The organism is Streptomyces sp. NL15-2K, assembly GCF_030551255.1.
In the GTDB taxonomy this organism is placed as follows: Bacteria; Actinomycetota; Actinomycetes; order Streptomycetales; family Streptomycetaceae; genus Streptomyces.
Genome location: NZ_CP130630.1, coordinates 4470827 through 4492042, shown reverse-complemented (window position 1 = coordinate 4492042; position 21216 = coordinate 4470827). Strand labels below are relative to the sequence as shown.

General features: G+C 70.1%; 16 protein-coding genes and 1 pseudogene. 10 read left to right on the top strand and 7 right to left on the bottom strand.

What is annotated here, in order from left to right:
- The first annotated feature begins 521 nt into the window (after positions 1-521).
- The 3 genes from Q4V64_RS19965 to Q4V64_RS19955 all read left to right on the top strand — a co-directional run bounded on the left by Q4V64_RS19965 (position 522) and on the right by Q4V64_RS19955 (position 7546).
- Positions 522-5462, top strand: coding sequence for an NAD-glutamate dehydrogenase (locus Q4V64_RS19965; protein WP_124441788.1), 4941 nt, complete (start codon positions 522-524; stop codon positions 5460-5462).
- A 247-nt stretch (positions 5463-5709) separates the two neighbouring features.
- Positions 5710-6096: a GtrA family protein gene (locus Q4V64_RS19960; protein ID WP_303710731.1), complete on the top strand. Its 387-nt coding sequence runs from the start codon at positions 5710-5712 to the stop codon at positions 6094-6096.
- Positions 6080-7546 carry a hypothetical protein gene (locus tag Q4V64_RS19955; protein ID WP_303710730.1) on the top strand — a complete coding sequence of 489 codons (1467 nt, stop codon included), beginning with the start codon at positions 6080-6082 and terminating at the stop codon, positions 7544-7546. The genes Q4V64_RS19960 and Q4V64_RS19955 overlap by 17 nt, the downstream gene beginning before the upstream one ends.
- A gap of 36 nt (positions 7547-7582) precedes the next feature.
- Here Q4V64_RS19955 and Q4V64_RS19950 read toward each other — a convergent pair whose 3' ends face one another.
- The 4 genes from Q4V64_RS19950 to Q4V64_RS19935 all read right to left on the bottom strand — a co-directional run bounded on the left by Q4V64_RS19950 (position 7583) and on the right by Q4V64_RS19935 (position 13406).
- The gene (locus tag Q4V64_RS19950) at positions 7583-9244 is read right to left on the bottom strand and encodes a glycosyltransferase family 2 protein (protein ID WP_253267126.1); all 1662 of its coding nucleotides are present in this window, start codon (positions 9242-9244) and stop codon (positions 7583-7585) included.
- Positions 9241-11496 (bottom strand): CDP-glycerol glycerophosphotransferase family protein, encoded by a 2256-nt coding sequence (locus tag Q4V64_RS19945; protein WP_253267125.1) that lies wholly within the window; start codon positions 11494-11496, stop codon positions 9241-9243. The genes Q4V64_RS19950 and Q4V64_RS19945 overlap by 4 nt, the downstream gene beginning before the upstream one ends.
- 109 nt (positions 11497-11605) lie before the next feature.
- Positions 11606-12490: an ABC transporter ATP-binding protein gene (locus Q4V64_RS19940; protein ID WP_172629333.1), complete on the bottom strand. Its 885-nt coding sequence runs from the start codon at positions 12488-12490 to the stop codon at positions 11606-11608.
- Entirely contained in the window at positions 12483-13406 is a 924-nt protein-coding gene (locus Q4V64_RS19935; protein ID WP_124441814.1) for an ABC transporter permease, read from the bottom strand. Before Q4V64_RS19935 ends, Q4V64_RS19940 begins: the two co-directional genes overlap by 8 nt.
- Positions 13407-13665: 259 nt before the next feature.
- Here Q4V64_RS19935 and Q4V64_RS19930 point away from each other — a divergent pair, with 259 nt between their 5' ends.
- The 3 genes and pseudogenes from Q4V64_RS19930 to Q4V64_RS19925 all read left to right on the top strand — a co-directional run bounded on the left by Q4V64_RS19930 (position 13666) and on the right by Q4V64_RS19925 (position 15146).
- Positions 13666-14292, top strand: coding sequence for a TetR/AcrR family transcriptional regulator (locus Q4V64_RS19930; RefSeq protein ID WP_253267124.1), 627 nt, complete (start codon positions 13666-13668; stop codon positions 14290-14292).
- Positions 14293-14313: 21 nt separating this feature from the next.
- Positions 14314-14385 (top strand): annotated as a pseudogene (locus Q4V64_RS55095) (DNA-binding response regulator); the annotation flags it as partial.
- 14 nt (positions 14386-14399) lie between these two features.
- Complete coding sequence (locus Q4V64_RS19925; protein WP_306308377.1) at positions 14400-15146, top strand: dienelactone hydrolase family protein; 747 nt, start codon at positions 14400-14402, stop codon at positions 15144-15146.
- A gap of 6 nt (positions 15147-15152) precedes the next feature.
- Here the strand turns inward: Q4V64_RS19925 and Q4V64_RS19920 are convergent, their stop codons facing one another.
- The 3 genes from Q4V64_RS19920 to Q4V64_RS19910 are packed head-to-tail and all read right to left on the bottom strand — an operon-like array spanning position 15153 to position 17166.
- Positions 15153-16100, bottom strand: coding sequence for an ADP-ribosylglycohydrolase family protein (locus Q4V64_RS19920; protein WP_124441812.1), 948 nt, complete (start codon positions 16098-16100; stop codon positions 15153-15155).
- A complete protein-coding gene (locus Q4V64_RS19915) occupies positions 16097-16303 on the bottom strand; it encodes a DUF397 domain-containing protein (RefSeq protein WP_124441811.1) in 207 nt (68 codons plus the stop codon). The genes Q4V64_RS19920 and Q4V64_RS19915 overlap by 4 nt, the downstream gene beginning before the upstream one ends.
- A gap of 11 nt (positions 16304-16314) precedes the next feature.
- Positions 16315-17166 carry a helix-turn-helix transcriptional regulator gene (locus tag Q4V64_RS19910; protein ID WP_124441810.1) on the bottom strand — a complete coding sequence of 284 codons (852 nt, stop codon included), beginning with the start codon at positions 17164-17166 and terminating at the stop codon, positions 16315-16317.
- Between the two features lie 184 nt (positions 17167-17350).
- Between Q4V64_RS19910 and Q4V64_RS19905 the strand changes: the two genes are divergently transcribed.
- The 4 genes from Q4V64_RS19905 (at position 17351) to Q4V64_RS19890 (ending at position 21164) form a co-directional block, all read left to right on the top strand.
- A complete protein-coding gene (locus Q4V64_RS19905) occupies positions 17351-17770 on the top strand; it encodes an ATP-binding protein (protein WP_124441809.1) in 420 nt (139 codons plus the stop codon).
- A gap of 89 nt (positions 17771-17859) precedes the next feature.
- Positions 17860-18252, top strand: coding sequence for a hypothetical protein (locus Q4V64_RS19900; protein WP_124441808.1), 393 nt, complete (start codon positions 17860-17862; stop codon positions 18250-18252).
- A gap of 118 nt (positions 18253-18370) precedes the next feature.
- Positions 18371-19063 carry an IS607 family transposase gene (locus tag Q4V64_RS19895; RefSeq protein ID WP_124441807.1) on the top strand — a complete coding sequence of 231 codons (693 nt, stop codon included), beginning with the start codon at positions 18371-18373 and terminating at the stop codon, positions 19061-19063.
- A complete protein-coding gene (locus tag Q4V64_RS19890) occupies positions 19056-21164 on the top strand; it encodes a zinc ribbon domain-containing protein (protein ID WP_172629331.1) in 2109 nt (702 codons plus the stop codon). The genes Q4V64_RS19895 and Q4V64_RS19890 overlap by 8 nt, the downstream gene beginning before the upstream one ends.
- Positions 21165-21216: the final 52 nt, after the last annotated feature.

Below are 21216 nucleotides of genomic sequence, written 5' to 3'. Positions count from 1 at the left end.
TCCCGGCACCCTGAGGCGCGGCCGGGCAGGCTCCGCGTGCCCACGCTCGCCGCGTCGAATGACGCGGACCCGCACGCCCAGCCACCCCCCGCCCATGTGCAGACTGTCAAAGTCCCACCCCCAGTTTTGTACACATACGGCTCATGACGGGCCCCCTGTAAGGAGCGATAGCCTTGGTGGCGTGATCAGCGCGATAGTTCGCGGGGGCGTTCTTGCCCCTGCCCTGCGCCCGGGGAGCACGGACGACATCCGTGACCGGGTGGCGGTCGCTGGTCTTCGCGGGCGGGATGGGGGCGTAGAGGTCCCGAGGACGCCGCCGTGTACAGCCCGACCGGCGGCGCAGAGAGCAGCGTCACACCCGTCGGGCGTGTCGAGAATGGCTGATATCCCCCCGCTCATCTCACCTTGCGGCATAGCGTCGAAGCAGACCGGACACCCCGCGTCGCGGCGTTACGTCGGAGGGGAAGAGACCGTACTTCCTTCTACGTCACGCAACGGCGCGCGACAGGAGCCAGAGGACAATGCAGACCAAGCTGGACGAAGCCAAGGCCGAGCTGCTCGAGAGGGCCGCCCGGGTCGCTGAGAACAGCCCGGTCGGGGGGCATCTACCGACTGGGACGACGGGCGCGGGCACCCCGGAGACCCCGGACCATGACTCCGTGCTGTCGTTCCTCCAGCGCTACTACCTGCACACCGCCCCGGAGGACCTGTCCGGCCGCGACCCGGTCGACGTCTTCGGAGCCGCACTCTCGCACTACCGGCTGGCCGAGAACCGCCCGCAGGGCACGGCCAACGTGCGGGTGCACACGCCCACTGTGGAAGAGAACGGGTGGACCTGCAGCCACTCCGTGGTGGAAGTCGTCACCGATGACATGCCCTTCCTCGTCGACTCCGTGACGAACGAGCTCACGCGGCAGGGGCGGGGCATTCACGTCGTCATCCATCCGCAGATCGTCGTCCGGCGCGATGTCACCGGCAAGCTCGTCGAGGTGTTCACCACGCCGCCCACGGGTGAGCTGTCGCACGACGCGCACATCGAGTCCTGGATCCATGTCGAGATCGACCGCGAGACCGACCGCGGTGATCTGAAGCAGATCACCGCCGACCTGCTGCGCGTCCTGTCCGACGTCCGTGAGGCGGTCGAGGACTGGGAGAAGATGCGGGACGCGGCGCTGCGCATGGCCGACGAACTGCCCAAGGAGCCCATCGCCTCGGACCTGCGCGAGATGGAGATCGAAGAGGCCCGCGAGCTGCTGCGCTGGCTCGCCGACGACCACTTCACCTTCCTCGGGTTCCGGGAGTACCAGCTGCGGGAGGACGACTCGCTGGCCGCCGTGCCCGGCACCGGGCTGGGGATTCTGCGCTCCGACCCGCACCACTCCGGCGAAGAGAGCCACCCCGTCAGCCCGTCCTTCGAGCGGCTGCCCGCCGACGCCCGCGCCAAGGCCCGCGAGCACAAGCTGCTCGTGCTGACCAAGGCCAACAGCCGCTCCACCGTGCACCGGCCGTCGTACCTGGACTACATCGGCGTCAAGAAGTTCGACGCCGACGGGAATGTCGTCGGTGAGCGGCGCTTCCTCGGGTTGTTCTCGTCCGCCGCGTACACCGAGTCCGTGCGGCGCGTGCCGGTCATCCGGCGCAAGGTCGAGGACGTGCTGGAGCGGGCCGGGTTCTCGCCCAACAGTCACGACGGGCGGGATCTGCTGCAGATCCTCGAGACCTATCCCCGTGACGAGCTCTTCCAGACGCCCGTCGACGAGTTGCAGACCATCGTCACGTCCGTGCTCTACCTCCAGGAGCGGCGGCGGCTCAGGCTCTACCTGCGGCAGGACGAGTACGGGCGCTACTACTCCGCCCTCGTCTACCTGCCCCGCGACCGGTACACCACGAGCGTACGGCTGCGGATCATCGACATCCTGAAGGAGGAACTCGGCGGCACCAGCGTCGACTTCACCGCCTGGAACACCGAGTCGATCCTCTCCCGGCTGCACTTCGTCGTCCGCGTCCCGCAGGGCACCGAGCTGCCCCAGCTGTCCGACATCGACAAGGAGCGCATCGAGGCGCGGCTGGTGGAGGCGGCGCGGTCGTGGGCCGACGGGTTCGCGGAGGCGCTGAACGCCGAGTTCGGCGAGGAGCGGGCCGCGGAACTGCTGCGCCGGTACGGCAACGCCTTCCCCGAGGGCTACAAGGCCGACCACAGCTCGCGCTCCGCGGTCGCCGACCTCGCCCACGTGGAACAGCTCACCGAGGAGAAGAACTTCGCGCTGAGCCTCTACGAGCCCGTGGGCGCGGCTCCCGAGGAGCGCCGGTTCAAGATCTACCGCAAGGGCGACTCCATCTCCCTGTCGGCCGTCCTGCCGGTCCTCAACCGCCTCGGCGTCGAGGTGATGGACGAGCGGCCGTACGAGCTGCGCTGCTCCGACCGCAGTGTGGCCTGGATCTACGACTTCGGGCTGCGGATGCCCCAGCCGAAGAGCGGGAGCGGCGACTACCTCGGTGACGACGGGCGCGAGCGGTTCCAGGACGCCTTCGCCGCCACCTGGACCGGCCAGGCGGAGAACGACGGGTTCAACGCCCTCGTGCTGAGCGCCGGGTTGCACTGGCGGCAGGCGATGGTGCTGCGGGCGTACGCGAAGTACCTGCGCCAGGCGGGCTCGACGTTCAGCCAGGACTACATGGAGGACACCCTCCGCAACAACGTCCACACCACCCGGCTGCTCGTATCGCTGTTCGAGGCGCGGATGTCGCCGGACCGGCAGCGCGCCGGCCTCGAGCTGACCGACGCCCTGATGGAGGAGCTGGACGCCGCCCTCGACCAGGTGGCGAGTCTCGACGAGGACCGGATCCTGCGGTCCTTCCTGACCGTCATCAAGGCGACGCTGCGTACGAACTTCTTCCAGGAGGCGGCGGGCGGCAAGCGGCACGAGTACGTCTCCATGAAGTTCGACCCGCAGATGATCCCGGATCTGCCGGCGCCGCGTCCGGCGTACGAGATCTGGGTGTACTCGCCGCGGGTGGAAGGCGTGCATCTGCGGTTCGGGAAGGTCGCGCGCGGTGGGCTGCGCTGGTCCGACCGGCGTGAGGACTTCCGGACCGAGATCCTCGGGCTGGTGAAGGCGCAGATGGTGAAGAACACCGTCATCGTGCCCGTCGGCGCCAAGGGCGGCTTCGTCGCCAAGCAGCTGCCCGACCCGGCCGTCGACCGGGACGCCTGGATGGCGGAGGGCATCCGCAGCTACAAGACCTTCATCTCCGCGCTGCTCGACATCACCGACAACATGGTCGCCGGCCAGGTGGTCCCGCCCGCCGACGTCGTCCGTCACGACGAGGACGACACCTACCTCGTCGTCGCCGCCGACAAGGGCACCGCGACCTTCTCCGACATCGCCAACCAGGTCGCCGAGACCTACAACTTCTGGCTCGGCGACGCCTTCGCCTCCGGCGGCTCCGCCGGCTACGACCACAAGGGCATGGGTATCACCGCCCGCGGCGCCTGGGAGTCCGTCAAGCGGCACTTCCGCGAGCTGGGCGTGAACACGCAGGCCGAGGACTTCACGGTGGTCGGCATCGGCGACATGTCCGGTGACGTGTTCGGCAACGGCATGCTGCTCAGCGAGCACATCCGCCTGGTCGCCGCCTTCGACCACCGGCACATCTTCATCGACCCGAAGCCGGACGCGGCCACCTCCTACGCCGAGCGCCGCCGCGTCTTCGAGCTGCCGCGCTCCAGCTGGGCCGACTACGACACCGAGCTCATCTCCACGGGCGGCGGCGTGTTCCCCCGTTCCGCCAAGGCGATCCAGGTCAACGCGCACATCCGCCAGGCCCTCGGCATCGAGGGCAAGGTCTCCAAGATGACCCCGGCGGAGCTGATGAAGGCCATCCTCAAGGCGCCGGTGGACCTGTTGTGGAACGGCGGCATCGGCACGTACGTCAAGGCGAGCACGGAAACCCACGCGGACGTCGGCGACAAGGCCAACGACGCGATCCGGGTGGACGGCGCCGACCTGCGCGTCAAGGTCGTCGGCGAGGGCGGCAACCTGGGGCTGACCCAGCTCGGCCGGATCGAGTTCGCGCTGAACGGCGGCAAGATCAACACGGACGCCATCGACAACAGCGCGGGCGTGGACACCTCCGACCACGAGGTGAACATCAAGATCCTGCTCAACGGCCTGGTCGCGGACGGCGACATGACCGTCAAGCAGCGCAACAAGCTGCTCGCCGAGATGACCGACGAGGTCGGCCACCTGGTCCTGCGCAACAACTACGCCCAGAACACGGCGATCGCCAACGCGCTGGCCCAGTCCAAGGACATGCTCCACGCCCAGCAGCGCTTCATGAAGCACCTGGTGCGCGAGGGCCACCTGAACCGGGCCCTGGAGTTCCTGCCCACCGACCGTCAGATCCGCGAGCGGCTCAGCCAGGGCCAGGGCCTGACGAGCCCGGAGACGGCCGTCCTGCTGGCGTACACGAAGATCACGGTCGCCGAGGAGCTGCTGCACACCTCGCTGCCGGACGACCCCTACCTGCGCGCTCTGCTGCACGCGTACTTCCCGAGCGCCCTGCGCGAACAGTTCGCCGAGCGGATCGACGCCCACCCGCTGCGCCGCGAGATCACCACGACCGTCCTGGTCAACGACACGGTCAACACGGGCGGTACGACCTACCTGCACCGCCTGCGCGAGGAGACCGGAGCCTCGCTGGAGGAGATCGTGCGGGCGCAGACCGCGGCCCGCGCCATCTTCCGCTCCGGCGTCGTGTGGGACGGGGTCGAGGCGCTCGACAACCAGGTCGAGGCCGCCGTACTGACCCGGATCCGGCTGCACTCGCGCCGCCTGGTGGAACGCGGCACGCGCTGGCTGCTCAACAACCGGCCCCAGCCGCTCCAGCTCGCCGAGACCGTCGACTTCTTCGGCGAGCGCGTCGAGCAGGTGTGGACGCAGCTGCCGAAGCTGCTCAAGGGCGCGGACCTGGAGTGGTACCAGAAGATCTACGACGAGCTGACCGGCGCCGGCGTGCCGGACGAGCTGGCCACCCGGGTGTCCGGGTTCTCCTCCGCCTTCCCCACGCTCGACATCGTCTCGGTCGGCGACCGCATGGGCCGGGAGCCGCTGGACGTCGCCGAGGTCTACTACGACCTCGCCGACCGCCTGCGCATCACCCAGCTGATGGAACGCATCATCGAGCTGCCCCGCGCGGACCGCTGGCAGTCCATGGCCCGCGCCTCCATCCGCGAGGACCTGTACGCGGCCCACTCGGCGGTCACGGCCGACGTGCTGGCGGCGGGCAACGGCACGTCGACTCCCGAGCAGCGCTTCAAGGCGTGGGAGGAGAAGAACGCGGCGATCCTCGGGCGGGCGCGGACGACTCTGGAGGAAATCCAGGGGTCGGAGACGTTCGACCTGGCGAATCTGTCGGTGGCGATGCGGACGATGCGGACGCTGTTGCGGTCGCATTCGTAGGCATTCGTAGACGGACGCATTGGCCGTACGACGATCAGGGCGCCCCGGGCCGGAATGGCTCGGGGCGCCCTTTCTTGGCGTGCCTTAGGCGGGTTTTGGCGTGCCTTAGGCGGGCTTTAGGGCGAATCGAGTGGAGGACTTACCGTTTCGGGCTAAGGCTTATGAGGTGACTGTGAACCTCTCCGAGGAGCGAGTGACCGCTCCCCTCGCTCGTGTCCGGTCGGTGCAGCGGGTCCTCCGTGAGGTGGTGAGCTTCGGGATCGTCGGCGGAAGCGGCGTCGCGGTGAATCTCGTCGTCTTCAACCTGCTGCTGCACGGCCTCGGGTGGCGGGCCATGGTCGCGACCGTGCTGGCCAGCGTCGTCGCCATGGGCACCAATTACCTGGGCTTCCGCTATTTCGCCTATCGCGACCGGGCGGCCCGTACGCCACGCCAGATCGGGTTGTTCTTCGTCTTCAGCGGGCTCGGTGTGGTCATGGAAAGCGGGCTGTTCTACGTCGGCTATCACGGACTGGGGCTGACCGGGCCGCTGGAGTCGAATGCGGTGAAGGCCCTGTCGATCGTGCTCGCCTCGGCCTTCCGTTTCCTCGTGTACCGCACCTGGGTGTTCCAGCACGATGCGCGCCGCGATTAGAAGCTCGCCCCTGGCGGGCGCCGCGCTGGTGCTGCTTCTGCTGCTCCTGGTGATCGTGCGGCTGCCGTGGGCCGGTGACCTCGGGATGCACGCGGCGACGATCGAGCGGCTGCGGCACAGTCTGGTGCACCCCGGGAATCCGCTCGTGGACGCGGACACGCCGAGTCCGTACTACTCGCCGTGGATGCTGCTGCTCGGCTGCCTCGCACGGGTGACGGGACTTTCGGTCTTCGTGGTGCTGCGGATCGGGGCCGTGGTGGGGCTGGGGCTGCTCGTGACGGGCGTGTGGCGGTACGTCCGCACGCTGAGCGCGCGCCGGGCGGCGCCGGCGTTGGCGTTGCTGTGTCTGCTGTTTCTGTGGGGGCCGGTGCTGTTCGCGTGGAGCGGGTTTCTGGGGCTGAACTCGTTGGCGTTGACGGTGTCGTATCCGAGTGTGTTCGCGCTGGGGCTGGCTTTTCATTTCTGGGCGTGGCTGGCGGGAGCGCTGCGCGGGCCGGCCGGGTGGGGAACGTGGCTGGGGCTCGGGGTGCTGTGGGCGGTGATTCTGCTCTGCCACCAGTTCTCGGGGGTCGTGGCCTCACTGGGCGCGCTGGCCACGGTGGTCGCCGCGGTGGTCGCCGCGCGGCCGGACAGGGGCGTGTGGGCGCGGCTGGGAGGCGGGCTGGGGGTGGGGGTGGTGGTGCTGTGGTTGTGGCCGTACTACGACTTCTTCGCGTTGTTCGGGGCGGGCGGGGAGCTGGGGTCGGTGCATCGGGCGCTGTACCGGGATCCGGTCGGGCGGTTCGGGCTGGTGCTGGTGGGGGTGGGGGCGCTGGTGCTGCGGTGGCGGCGGGATCGGTGGGATCCGCTGGTGTTGTTCTTTGTGCTGGGGGTGGGGGTGTTCGCGGTGGGTGGGGTGAGCGGGGACTACTCGTGGGGGCGGGTGCTGCCGGCCGCGTTGATTCCGGCGCAGGTCGCTGCGGCGGTGGAGGTGGTCGAACCGCGGGCCTCGCGGACGGCGTGGGTCTGTGTGCTCGCCGGGGCGTTGGCCGTGGGGGCGTGGACGCAGGCGGGGACCGTGGGGTACGTGGTGGGGCGGGGGGTGTTGCCGGAGGCGGTGGCGGCGAAGTACCGGGCGCCCTGGGTGGGGTACCACTGGATCACTCCGTGGGTGAAGTACGGGGACGTGGTGATGGCTCGGACGTTTCCGGCTCGGCAGATTCCGGCGTATGGGGCGTACACCGTGGCGCCTGGGTATCCCGACTTCTTTCTGGCGGATGAGGGGCGACGGGGTGCTGCTGTGCGGCGGTTCTTCGCGGTGGGGACGTCGGTGGGGGAGCGGCGGGGGATTGTGCGGGCGTATGGGGTCCGGTGGGTGGTGGATCGGGAGCGGGGCGGCGTTCGGTGGTCGGGGTTGCGGGTGGTGGCTCGGGGGCCGGGTGGGCAGGTGCTGTACGCGGTGGTGCGGTGAGGTACCTCAAGAGGTGACCCCAGGAAACATGCGGCGTCACCTCAGCGCGCTCCGCACCCACCGCGCCGCGCTCCTCACCCTCGGTCGCGCCACCCGTCGTACCACCGGACGTATCACCCTCGCCGTCACCCCCACCGGTTCCCATCGCAGCTGGAGGCGGCCCGGGCCGCGGCCCTCCGGTTCTGCCGTGACGCGGTGCGGGGTTGCGCCGGCGTGGTAGTCGACCTGGGTGGTGCGGGGCGGGAAGGTCAGGGGGGCCAGGAGGAGGGACGTGTGGGTCAGGTCGTGGTGGGTGAGGCGGAGCAGGGGGTGGCGTGTGCCGGCGAAGCCCTGGAGGGGGAGGTGGGCCGTGGCCAGGTCCAGGTGGACCTGGCCCTCGAAGACGCCGGGGCGGAGGGGGGAGAGGCGGAAGGGGACGTTCAGGCGGCGTCGGCCGGGCGACAGGAGGAGGCTTGCGCGTACGGGGCCCACGGGGAGGCGGAGGCCGGGGTCGTAGGTGCGGATGGTGAGGTCGAGCGAGGCGCCGGGGCCGTGCCTGAGTTCCGTGATCTCGTGGCGGAACAGGGCGTTCGGGAAAGGGCGCGTGTCCAGGTCCAGGTCGGTGACGTCCAGTTCGCGGCGGGAGTCCTCCGAGGGCGGGATGTGGTCGCCCCAGTAGCTTCTGCCTTGTCCGTCCGCCGTCACCTGCCTCGGTGCGACCGAGTGGCCCAGGCCGCGGGCCGCCAGCTGGGCCTCGGGCAGGCGGCGGTCGCGGACCAGCTGGACGACCACGCGTTCGGCGCGCGGGAGGCGGGCGTACGCGGAGGGCGTCAGCGTCGCCAGGTACGGGTCGACCAGGTCCGCGAAGGACGCCAGCCATGACTCGTCGCGGTACGGCAGGTCACCGGCGTACATGCGGAAGTCGTGCTTGAGGAACTTGTAGTCCTTGTCCTCGCGCAGCGACTCGTGCCCGGACGCGGCCAGGAAGTCGTCGATCAGGCGCTGCACGTGGACGCGGTCGCGGACGTTGGTGAGCTTGTGGCGTTGGTTGGAGATCGACGCCGCTTGCGGGTCCGCCTGCGGGGCGATGTACCACCGGTAGACCGGGTCGGGGATGACGGTGAACGACTTCGCCAGGCAGTAGGCCTGGGCCGTGAACAGCTGGTCCTCGTAGTGGATGCCCTCGGGGAAGCGCAGCTCGTGGCGGTCCAGGAAGGCTCGGGCGTACATCTTGCTCGTCGCCAGGTGCTCGAAGAGGAGACGGGGGTCGGTCCCGATGCCGTCGAGGGTGCGGCGCTCGGTCACCAGGTGCCGCATCCACGTCGAGCGGCGGCCGGTGTCCGCCCTGACCCGCTGCACCGCGCCCATCGCGAAGTCGATCTCCTGCTCGCGGTGGGCGGCGAGCAGCGACTCGACCGACTCGTCCGTGAGTTCGTCGTCGCTGTCCAGGAACATCAGATACGGCGCCCGGGCGATCTCCAGCGCCCGGTTGCGCGGGGCGCTGCAACCGCCGCTGTTCTCGGGCAGGCGGAGGAGCTGGATACGGGGGTCCTGAGCCGCCAACTCCCTTGCCACCGCGGGTGTCTCGTCCGTCGAGTGGTCGTCGCTGATGATGATCTCGATGTGGGGGTGGGTCTGGCGGCGGACCGAGGCGACCGCGCGGGGGAGGCGTTCGGCGTCGTTGTGGACGATGACCGTCACGGTGACATCCGGGTTCACGAGGCCTCCTGGGGGGTGGGCGCCGGCGTGCGGTCCTCGACCGGGATCACCGGCGGCAGCGACTCCTCGCTCTCGCCGAGGAAGACACGGCGTACGACCCGTTCGGCGGCGCGTCCGTCGTCGTACTCGCAGAACCGGCGCCGGAAGGCGGCCCGGCTCTTGGCCGCGCCCTCGTCGTGCCAGGCGTCCGTGGTGAGGATGTCCGTCAGTTCCTCCTGGGTGCGCGAGACCTGGCCCGGTGGTTCGGCCATCAGGTCGAAGTAGACGCCGCGTGTGGTGCGGTACGTCTCCCAGTCGTCGGCGTGGATGACGATCGGGCGGTCGAGGTTGGCGTAGTCGAACATGATCGAGGAGTAGTCCGTGACGAGCGCGTCGGCGGCCAGGCAGAGCTCCTCGACGGGGTCGTAGGAGGAGACGTCGACGATCCGGCTGCTCCTGCCCGTGCGGCGCGGGCGCGTCAGGGGGGATGCCGAGCCGCCGTAGAAGTAGTGGCCGCGGACCAGCAGGACCGTTTCCTCGCCAAGGCGGTCGGCCAGGGCGGCGAGGTCGAGGCGGGGGGTCCAGCCGGCCTCGTAGTCGCGGTGGGTGGGGGCGTAGAGGATCGCGCGGTGACCCGGGGGGATGCCGAGGCGGGCGCGGATCACGCGGATCTCCTCGGCTCCGGCCGTGTAGTAGACGTCGTTGCGCGGATAGCCGTGGTCGAGGGAGACGAAACGGGAGGGGTACGCCCGCTCCCACATGCGGGTCGTGTGGCTGTTCGCGGAGACGCTGTAGTCCCACTTGTCGACGCGGGCCAGGAGGGCGTCGAAGTCCAGTCCCTTCGCGGCGGCCGGGAAGTCCATCTGGTCCAGGCCCATGCGCTTGAGGGGGGTGCCGTGGTGGGTCTGGAGGTGGACGGCGTCCGGGCGTTTGACCACGGCGTTCGGGAAGTTGACGTTGTTGACCAGGTACTTCGCGCTCGCCAACGTCTCCCAGTAACGGCGGGTGCCGGGCGTGACGTGGTCCGTGCCGGGTGGGAGGAGAGGGGCGTGCTCCCGAGCCACCACCCACACCGGGTGGATCCGCGGGGCGAGTTCGGCGAGCTTGGCGGCGATCGCGGCCGGGTTGCAGGCGACCCCGCGGTTCCAGTAGGCGGCGAAGACCGCCAGGTCGGGGTTGACGGGTCGGCTCAGCGCCCTGCGGTACTGGTGGTCGCGGAGCTTGGCCGCGGCTTCGCGCCTGCGGTCCCTGAGGGTCGATCTCACCGCGCGGCGCGCCCGGTTGGCGGTCTGGAAGGCGCGGTACCTGGTGTAGGCGCCTTCTTCCAGGAGGGCCCGGCGCATGCCCTCGGGGCCGGAGGGGGGCCGGTGGTTCTCGGGGCGGTGGCGTACGGCCGCCTGCGACGCCCGGCGGAAGAACTCCCGCGCCACCGGTTCCGGCAGGTCGGCGCGGGCGAAGGTGCGCAGACAGTCGCGGACCATGACGTCGTAGAGGACGGCGTGGGGGGCGGGGCGGTCCTCGGTGCGGGTGAGGAGTCGTTCGTAGCGGTCGATGAGCGCGTAGTACTGGTGTGCGGTGCGCGGCGGGAGGCTCTCGGGGCGCAGGCGGCGGTCCTCGTACGCGACTTGGTTCAGGCAGGCGATGCGGTCCGCGAGGAGGAGGGTGGTGTAGGCGGTGAACGGCTCGTCGTCCGTGGTGAGGCGGCGTGGGGGTCCCCCCGGGGTGAGCGGATGGGGGAGTTGATCGGTGAGCTGGTCCTCGTACGTCCGCCAGAAGTCCGTGCGGATCGCGCGGTTGCCCAGCAGCGGGGTCAGGCGGAGGAGTCTCGCGGCGTCGTCGAGGGTCCGGTCGGTGCGGCCCGCGCGGGCGAGGAGGCGGCCGTCCCGGCTGGGCAGCGCGGGCGTGTCCCAGGCGCTGTGGACGTGGTCGAAGAGGAGGACGTCCACCTCGTCCGGCAGCTCCGCGGCACGCTCGGCGACCGTGCGCGGGGCGCCCGGGGGCAGGCCGTCCTTGGCGTGGACGAAGTGCAGCCAGCGGCCGGACGCCCGCGCGGCGCCCGCCGCCCGGGCCGCCGCGTCGTCCGTCCCGTCCGGCAGGGGCAGCACCAGCGTCTCGGGAGCCGCGTGCGCCTGGGCCGTGTCCTGGGCCCAGGCGCCGACCGCGGCCACGATCACCTCGACGCCCGGCAGCGGTACGGCGGCCAGGGAGTCGAGGAGTCCGGCCAGGTGTCCCTGCGTGTTCGGCCCGTGGACTATGACGCTGAGCTCGGGCATCGCAGGGACTCCTTCGCTTCGGCTTCGCTCCCGGTGCACCCTCTTCGGTCATATTGGCATCAATGTGAGGAAAGGGGTGGGCGGGGTGCGCCTCACGAGGGACTCCCCCTCATGATGAAAGAGGCACCGCCTTGGGCTTCGGCTGAGGCTTCGGCTCGGGCTTGGCCTGCGCGGCCTTGTCCGGGCCGCCCGTGAATGCCTCGTACGCCTCCAGCACCTCCTCCGTCGGCCCGTCCATGCGCAGCTCGCCGCGCTCCAGCCACAGCACCCGGTCGCAGGTGTCGCGGATCGACTTGTTGCTGTGGCTGACCAGGAAGACCGTGCCCGCGTGCTTGCGCAGCTCGCGGATGCGCTCCTCGGAACGCTTCTGGAAGGAGCGGTCGCCCGTCGCCAGCGCCTCGTCGATGAGGAGGACGTCGTGGTCCTTGGCGGCGGCGATGGAGAAGCGCAGCCGGGCGGCCATGCCGGAGGAGTACGTCCGCATCGGGAGGGTGATGAAGTCGCCCTTCTCGTTGATGCCGGAGAAGTCGACGATCTCCTGGTAACGGTCCCTGACCTGCTCGCGGGACATGCCCATGGCGAGGCCGCCGAGGTGGACGTTGCGCTCGCCGGTCAGGTCGTTCATCAGGGCCGCGTTGACGCCGAGGAGGGAGGGCTGGCCGTCGGTGAAGATGCGTCCGTTCTCCACCGGGAGCAGGCCCGCCACCGCCTTGAGCAGGGTCGACTTGCCGGAGCCGTTGGTGCCGATCAGGCCGATCGCCTCGCCCTTGTACGCGACGAACGACACGTTCTTCACCGCGTGCACCTTGCGCACGCCGGCCGCCTTCTCGGCCTGCTTGCGGCGCAGCATGCGGTTGAGGGCGGCGGTCGCGGAGCCGCGTCCGGCGCCGGTGCCGTTGACCCGGTAGACGATGTCGACGCCGTCGGCGATGACGGTGGGGGTCTTGGCGCCGTCGTAGATGCTCTCGGTGATGGTCTCGGTGTTGTCAGCCACGGCCGTACGTCTCCTCAGCCTTCCAGAAGTAGATGAAGCCGCCGACTCCGGCGAGCAGGGCCCAGCCCGTCGCGGTCAGCCACACGTGCTGCGGCAGCTGGCTGTGATGGAAGCTGTCGATCAGCGCGAAGCGCATCAGGTCGATGTAGACGGCGGCCGGGTTGGCCTGGAGGGCGGGGGCGACCCAGGACGGCAGGTCGTTGTGCTTGCTGAGCAGGTGGTCGATGCTCCACATCACGCCCGAGACGTACATCCACGTGCGCAGGACGAACGGCATCAGCTGTGCGATGTCCGGCGTCTTCGCGCCCAGCCGCGCCATGATCATCGCGATGCCCGCGTTGAAGGTGAACTGCAGCACCAGTGCCGGGATCGCCAGCAACCAGGACGCGGCCACCGGCACGCCGAAGCAGAGCAGGATCACGACCAGCGCGGCCATCGAGAACAGCAGCTGCTGGAGCTGCTGCAGCGCGAACGAGATCGGCAGCGCCGCCCGCGGGAAGTGCAGGGCCCGTACGAGGCCCAGGTTGCCGGAGATCGCCCGGGTGCCCGCCATGATCGAGCTCTGCGTGAACGTCCAGATGAACACGCCCGTCACCAGGAACGGGATGTAGTCCGGCACGCCCTTCTTGGTGTTCAGCAGCACACCGAAGATGAAGTAGTAGACCGCCGCGTTCAGTAGCGGGGTCATCACCTGCCAGACCTGGCCCAGCTTCGCCTGGCTGTACTGGGCGGTGAGCTTGGCCGTCGAGAACGCGGAGATGAAGTGGCGCCGCGCCCACAGCTGGCGGACGTACTCGGGCAGGGAGGGGCGGGCGCCGCTGACGGAGAGGCCGTGGCGGGCGGCGAGGGCCGTGAGGTCGTCGTCGGCGGGTGGGGTCGCCGTCGTCGGGGGCGGTGTGTGGAGGACCTGGCTCACATCCGCTGCTTTCGCTCGGGGGGTGGGGTGGTGCGGTGCTCGTGCGGCTGGTGTGTCCGTCACCCGGCGTTTTCTTACGCTTCTCTTCACGTCTTCTTACGTCGGGACGGGACCGTTTCGTCGCAACGCGAGCGTAGGCCGAATTGACGTCGGAACGCAACCGTTTCGTCGTGACGGGTGCGTGGCGATGAGACCGGCTCGTCGTAACGGTCGGCGTCGGGACGGGACCGTTTCGTCGCAACGCCCTATGCTGGTCCGCATGACGACCAACGCCGACGAGCCGCAGACGCGTCCGCGCCGCCGGGCCCCCGCCGGAGCCGCCGTGCTCCGGGAGGATGTGACGGAGGCCATCCGAGCGGCCGTCTTCGAGGAGCTCGCGGCCGTCGGCTATGCGCGGATGTCCATCGAGGGCATCGCGCGCCGCGCGGGCGTCGGCAAGACCGCGGTGTACCGCCGCTGGCGGTCCAAGCTGCACCTCGTTCTCGACGTCGTCTCGGCGCTCGCGGTGCAGGGCCTGCCCGCCCCGGACACCGGATCCCTCGAGGGCGACCTCCGGCTGCTGTACGAGGTGACGTCCCGCGCCCTGCGCCACCCCGTGGCCTCGCAGATCATCCCCGACCTCCAGGCCGAGGCGGCCCGCAACCCGGACATCGCCGAGGCCATGCAGAAGGCTCTGCGGGAGGGGCAGGACGGCGTCGCCAGCAAGATCGTGGTGGCGGCGGAGCAGCGCGGTGAGATCCGCACGGGCTTCGACGCGGAACTGGCCCTGGACCTGATCTCGGGCCCCCTGTACTGGCGCTCGGTGGTGATCCGCAGTCCGAAGCTCCCCAAGGGCTATCTGGGCGCCTTGGCGCGGGCCACCGCGGAGGCGCTCAAAGCGTTGTGAGCCACCGGGCAAGAGGGCGCCATGAGAGTCGTGATCGCCGGGGACAACGCTCTGCTGCGCGAAGGGCTGGTCCTCCTGCTGAGGTCGAGTGGACCGACCGCCGTGTCGTGGACGACGGTGCCGTCGAGCGCGGGTTTCGTCTGGTCCGAGAAGCCGGTGTCGTTCCTGGGGTGCTCTGGCTACCGCCATCGCCTGTCTCGTCGCCTCCTCCTCTGGTCCTGCTGGGGCACGGGGGCAGCGGGCACAAGAGAAGTGAGCGAATCGGTGGTCTGGCTCGCTGGTTCGCGTCCCGTGCCGGCCTTGCCGCACTCGCGATCGACGGGCCGTACCATGGCCAACGAGTCCCCAGCCCGCTCTCAGTCGCGGAGTACCAGGCCCGCATGGCCGATCAGGGGATCGACGTCGTCCTCGACCGAATGGCGGACGACTGGCAGGCGGCTGTGAATGCCCTCGGGGCGTTGGGCATCGCGGACACTGACCATCTCGCCTACCTGGGCATGTCCATGGGGACTCGGTTCGGTATCCCCTTGGCTGCCGCCCTGGGCGACCAACTCCGCTGTGTCGTCCTCGGCAAGTTCGGCCTCCGGCAAGGACCGGCCCTGCACAGAGGCATGGAAGCGCCGGAACGCATGGCGAGGGACGCCCGCCGGATCACTGCCCCAGCCCTGTTCCACGTCCAATGGCACGACGAGATCTTCCCCAGGGACGGTCAGCTGGCCCTCTTCGACGCACTCGGGTCACAGGACAAGCAACTGGTCGGCTACACCGGTCCCCACGCCGAGACAAAGCCCGTTGTCATCACCCTCTGGCGCGACTTCGTCTCCCGCCACCTGGCAGCTCAGGTCGGTCAGTGACTCGTCCTAGCCCTCGTCGGCATGCAGCTTGCGGGCGAGTGCGGAGAGTTCCTCCGCGTCCAGAATCCGCCCGTCGAACCCCGGCAGCGGTACATGCAGCGGCGTGGTCCAGCGTTCGGGGACCGCGGTGATCCCGTGCACGGCGCCGGCGAGCCCGCCCGTCACGGCCGCCACGGTGTCCGTGTCGCCGCCGAGGTCGATGGCGGCGCGTACGGCGTCCTCGTACGAGGAGGTCGTACGCAGGGCCCAGACGGCGGAGCCGAGGCAGGGCCAGACCGCGCCGTTGAACTCCGTTGCCAGGTCCGGGTGCCAGTCGGGGGCGAGGACTACGGCGTACCGGTCCCGGTGTTCTGGATGTACGGCGGTGAGCGTGTCGGCGATTGCGTCGAGCGGGTCGTCACCGTCCAGCGCGAGCCGTATCAACTCGTGGAAGACCGCCGTGCCTTCCCACGCGGCCCGGTCGCCGTGGGTGAGGGCGGCGAGGCGGCGGGCGGCGTCCATCGTGGCGTCCTGCCCGCGGTTCGCGAAGAAGACGGCGGAGGGGGACGCCCGCATCAAGGCCCCGTTCCCCGCCGCCCGTTGACTGACCTGGAAGTGCAGGACCGCTGCCGTGTTCCACGGGTCACCGCTGCTCAGTACGGCCTCGGTCTGGAGGCCGATGTCCTTGGGCTCGGCGGCCGCCCACCGCTGGAACCGTCGGAAGATGTCCGGGAGTTCGAGTCCGCCGCACTCCAGCAGCGACTCCCCGACGAGTACGGCCATCTGCGTGTCGTCGGTCGCCTCGCCCGGCTCCCAACCGCCGCCCCCGCACATCTCACCGCCGTGGCCCGGCTTGGGGAAGCGGGCGGAGAACGCGCCTTCGGGGCCGAACTCGAAGGGCGCGCCCAGGGCGTCGCCTACGGCGGAGCCGATGACGGCGCCGAGGGCGCGGTTCCTTCGGGAGGGGGCGCTCATCCGGGGAGGTCGTTGCCGTTCTTGAGGGCGGCCAAGAGGGCGTGGAGGGCGGTGCGGTTGGTGGTGAGGACGGTGGTGGGGGTGTCGCTTTCGCGGAGGTGTATGGAGGTGGGGGACGGGGTGGGGAGGGCCAGTTCGACGCAGTTGTCGCCGTCTCCGCCGCCGGAGAAGGAGGACTTTTGCCAGGTGAGGTCCGGGGACATGGAAGCGCCTTTCACAGCTCACGGACGATGCGGGTGATCAGGTCCCGGGAAGCGGTCTGGGGCAGGGCTGAGGTTGAAACGCGGTCGTAGCGTTGCCGGTACTGCTTCAGCCGGGACTCGGCGTCGATGAAGGTTCCGCCGTGACCCGTGTCGATCTGCACAGTGTCGAGCGGCGGGACGGGGCCGTGCAGATAGAGCATGGAGTACCCGGCGCCGGCGAAGTCCTCACTGTCGAAGGGGACAACGCGGACGCTCACGTGGTCCAGTTCGGAGCGGTCGAGGATGTGTTCCAACTGGCTTCGGGCTGCCTTGCGTCCGCCGACGCGGAGACGGAGGGCTGCTTCATGGATCACGGCCTCGTACGGCGTTGCGTGCTCCTCCGAGAGGATCTGCTGGCGTCGCGACCGGAACGCCACGTGCGCGTCCTGCTCCTTGCGTGGCCAGTTCGGCGTTGCGTAGCCGAATGCGGCCCGCATGTGGTCCTCGGTCTGCAACAGGCCCGGGATGTGCGCCATTTCAAAGGTCTGGATCCGCGTGGCGTGCTGTTCGTGGTCCGCGAGGTCGAGCCCCGAGGGTGCGACGATTCCGCGGAACTCTTCCCACCAGCCCTTGACCCGCTCGGTTGCCATGGCGACCAGTGCGTCGACGTATGCGGAGTCGTCACAAGCACAGTGTGCCGCGAGGCGCCGGATGCGGTCCTCGCTGATCCCGCTGCGGCCCGCCTCAACGGCACTCTGCTGTACGGGGTTTGAGCCGAGCAGTGCGGCGGCGGCACGGGCCGTGATGCCCGCTCGCTCACGCATCTTGCGCAGTTCGGTCCCCAGCCGCTCCTGTCGGAGGGTGGGATTGCTCCTCGGCGGCATCCGTGCTCACTTCCTGGTCGCTTGCTGATGAGTATGCCGTGCCGAACGGCCAGTTTCCGGCATCAGGTTGTGCCGTCACCACCTTACGCCCTACTGTCAGTGATGCAGACGGCACCCTCCGTTGCGTACGGCTTCCGCCTGCCTCAATTCCCCTGTATCCATGGCAACTTGGAGCTGACCCCCCATGCCCGAATACAGCCTCCGCATCCCATCCCACGCCACTTCGCCCCGCATCGCCCGCGACTTCGTCACCTCCGTACTGCAGGCGCAGCAACTCGGCGCCATCGTCGACGACGCGGCGCTCTGCGTCTCGGAGTTGGTCACCAACTCGTGCGTCCATGCGGCCGGAACCGGCGCCGGGCTCCTCCTCGTCACCAACCCGGTCGGCATCCGCGCGACGGTCTTCGACGGGGACGTGACCCAGCCCGCCATGAGGGAGGGGTACGACCCCGAGAGCGGGCGAGGGTTGTGGATCCTCGACGCGCTGACCGAGGGCCGCTGGGGAGCCGAGCGTGGTGGGTGGCGGACTGGGCGCAGAGGCGAGGGCGGGAAGGGTGTCTGGTTCGAGCTCGGGGCACCCGGCCCGTCCGGGGTCGGCCGATGACCGTCCGGTCGTGCACGGGCACGGCTACGCCGGCAGATGATGAGTGCGGGCCTGCTGGGCCTGACCGGCGGGAGAGAGGGGAACGAGGGATGAGCGCACAGCCGGTGCATCACGACGGGCCGATCATCCCGATGCCCCCGTTGACCAGGGATGCGTTGCGCGAGGCCGTGAAGCGGCTGAGCCTGGTGAATCTCCCGCAGTTCGACCTGGAAGCCGGGCGGGCATTCGACCAGGCCAGTCACACCGGGAGCACGGCTCCGCTCCAGATCTTCCTGAAACGCTGGGGCGTATTCGTGGCGATCGAGCGGGATCCGAGGCGGGCGGCCCATCTGCATGAGGCCGAGCGGATCTCCCAGGACGGCAGCGCCGGCGAAGAGGCGTTTCATGCCGCCAAGGCGGAGATCAACGGAATCCTGCGCGAGGCCGAGCAGGAGATCGAGGGTCTTCAACTGTTGCGTGCTTCGCTTATGGATCCTGGTTGATGCTGCATAGCAGGATCGGTGTGGATCTGTAGGTAATCCGGTGGTCTGTCATGCGATTGTGCGGGGTTCACGCTGGTTTGCGCTGTCCGGTGGTGAGGCGGCCGTAGGGTCCGTGGTCATGGAGCTTCTTCGTTTGGCGGTGGCCGCGCGCAGGGTGGGTGTGCACCCGGGGACACTGCGGCTATGGGCGAACGAGGGCAAGGTCGCGGTGGTGTGGGTGGGCCGGGAACGGCGTTTCTCCACCGAGGCGTTGGACGCGTTGACGGGGAGTACGGCGTCGGCTGAGCGGCGTGAGGCGCTGTATGTGCGGGTTTCGGGCACCAGCGGGCAGGAGTCGTCGCTGGCTGCTCAGGAGGCGGAGTTGCGGGCTTCGGCTTCGGGTGTGGTGGTCGCGGTGTTCCGGGACCGGGCCTCGGGGCTGCGGGAGTCGCGTCCGGGTCTTGACCGGTTACTGAAGCGGGCCGTGGCGGGGGAGTTCACCCATGTACGGGTCACTCATCGTGACCGTCTGGCCCGGTTCGGTGCGGCTTGGCTGATCGAGGTGCTGGCTCATCGCGGGGTGGCGGTCGAGGTCCTGCATGCCAAGGGCGCGGCCGGGGGGATGGAAGAGCTGCTGGACGATTTCATGTCTCTGGTGGCCACCTTCGCCGGACGGATGTACGGGCTGCGCTCGCGCGAGGCGCGGCGGCGGCTGCTGGCCGAGGCCGATGAGCGAATCGATGGTCCTCCCTGCGGTACCGGCATCCCAGGTCCAGGTCGCCTGCCTGCTCCCGAAACCGATGCTGTGCGGGCTGGGGACGGCCGTGGCTAGGTTGACGGCGACGGCGACGTGTACCGCCTTCCGGGCCGTCGTCGAAGACGGCGGGCACAGGGTCGGGCAGCGGGTGCTGTACGAACGGGTGGGTTTCCTGGCCGTCTTGTGCCGGGACCTCACCGCCCGGCTGGTCGCGGCCCGGTGGGACGAGACGTCGCTGGAGGTGCTGGCCCCTGGGGTGGACGAGCGGGGCGAGGTGCTGCCGTCCAAGGGCTGGATGGCCCTGCGCCGCCTGGGATGGAACACTCCCGGCCCGGCTTCTGCTTCTGCTTCTGCTTCTGCTGAGTGTGCCGGGGCGGGCGGGACCGTGACGGTGTATGTGCCGGACCGGGTGCGGCGGGCCGGTGAGGAGCAGGCCGCCCGCACGCTGCGCCTGGCCCTGCATCGCCGGGCCGTGGCCGGGGCGCTGCTGGCGACGTGGCCCGCCGATCCTTCCCGGCGTACCCAGGCGGAGTGGACGGCCCTGCGCAAGGTGCTGCCCGCCGGGACGAGTGCGGCTGAGATCCGTAACCGGACCCGGCAGATCCGCGACTTCGCCCGCGCCCATGACGGGCGCCTGCCCGCAGGCCTGTGCGAGTTGGAGGAACCCCCGGCGGTGGCCGCCTTGGTGCTGCTGGCGGCGATGGACCGCCAGCAGACCACCCTGGAGCGCGTGGACCCTGGGCGGGCGCGGCTGCGGGTGAAACTCCCGCTGTGCGCCGCACCCGTCTCCCGCCGCGACTGGGCCTGGCACGTCATCGACCTGCGCCTGCCCGCCACCGTCGAGGCCGACGCGCTCCTGCACGCCCCGACCCTGCGCCCCACCCCCGGCGGGCGTATCGCGGTGGATCTGCCGCACTCAAGGCCGGTGGCCACCTCCAAAGCCACCGGACACACCGTGGCGGTCGGTTTCGACTGGGGGGTGAACACCCTGCTGACCGGCGCGGTGGGCCGCCTGACGGGGCGTGGCACCACGGCACGGGTACTCACCGACGGCCGTCCCCTGGTCTACGACGCCACCGCGATCAGTGCCAAACTGCACCGGCTGCGCACCCACCGCGAACACCTGGCGGTCAAACGCGACCACTACCGGGCGCTCGCGGCCGGGCTCGGCGCGCCGCACCGCGCCTGGGGCGAGCTCCTTGACCGTGCGGCGGTGCTGGAGCGCGAGCATGAGCGGGTATGCGCCCGCATCCGCCACCTCAATGACGCGCTGGCGTGGTCGGCCGCCCGCTGGGCCGTCGACCAGGCAGCCGCGCTCGGCGCGTCCGTGATCTACCTCGAAGACCTGGCCACCCTGGAAACCCGCGGCAGGCGCCGGGGCAATGCCCGGCTGTCCGGGCAGGTCCGCGGCACTCTCACCGAAGCGATCCGGCACCTGGCCGCCAAGAGAGACCTCACCGTCGTCACGGTTCCCGCGCGCGGCACCTCCGCCCTGTGCCCGCGGTGCCTGGCAGCGCTCGGCCACCATCCGGCCCCCGACCGGCTCGGCGAGCGCGGCTGGAAATGGGCCCACTGCACCGGCTGCGGCCTGTCCCTCAACCGCGACCACGCCGCCGCACGCCGCATCGTCTCCCGCGGCCTGCTCGCCCAGGCCCACACCACCACCGACCACGCCACCGGTACCCGCACCGTCCGCACCACTGTCGACGGCCCTGTCACCGTGGTACGCCGACCGAAGAAGACCACCCGCCGCATGCGCCGTGCCTGCCACGCGCAAGCCCGCCCCACCCGGCCGGCCGGACCGAAGGCCACCCCGGGCAAAGCCCGCCCCACACCGGCCCGCCGGTCGAAGACTTCCCGCCGTATGCCCGCAGTGCCTACGGTCCCCGCCACCACCCCCGCCGGGGCGGTAAAGCGTCCGGCGGGGCATGACACCCAGACACCCACCCCCTCCCCGGGGCAGGGACCAGGTCATGGAGTACCCGCCCCCCGTCGCCCGGAAGAACTCCTTCCGGGCGACGGGAGACGGCTCTCACGCGAAACCTGTCGGCAGCGCACCCGCGCCGCCGAGCGGACCGGCTTCCACCACGTGCACGCCACCGAGGTCCACTCCCTCACCCCGAGGTTCGGACCCCACCGTGACGGCACACGGCCACGCCGCGCCCGAAAAGCCTGAAACCCTCAGGCACACACAGAGTTTCCGAGACGCTTGAACCACCAACAGGGGG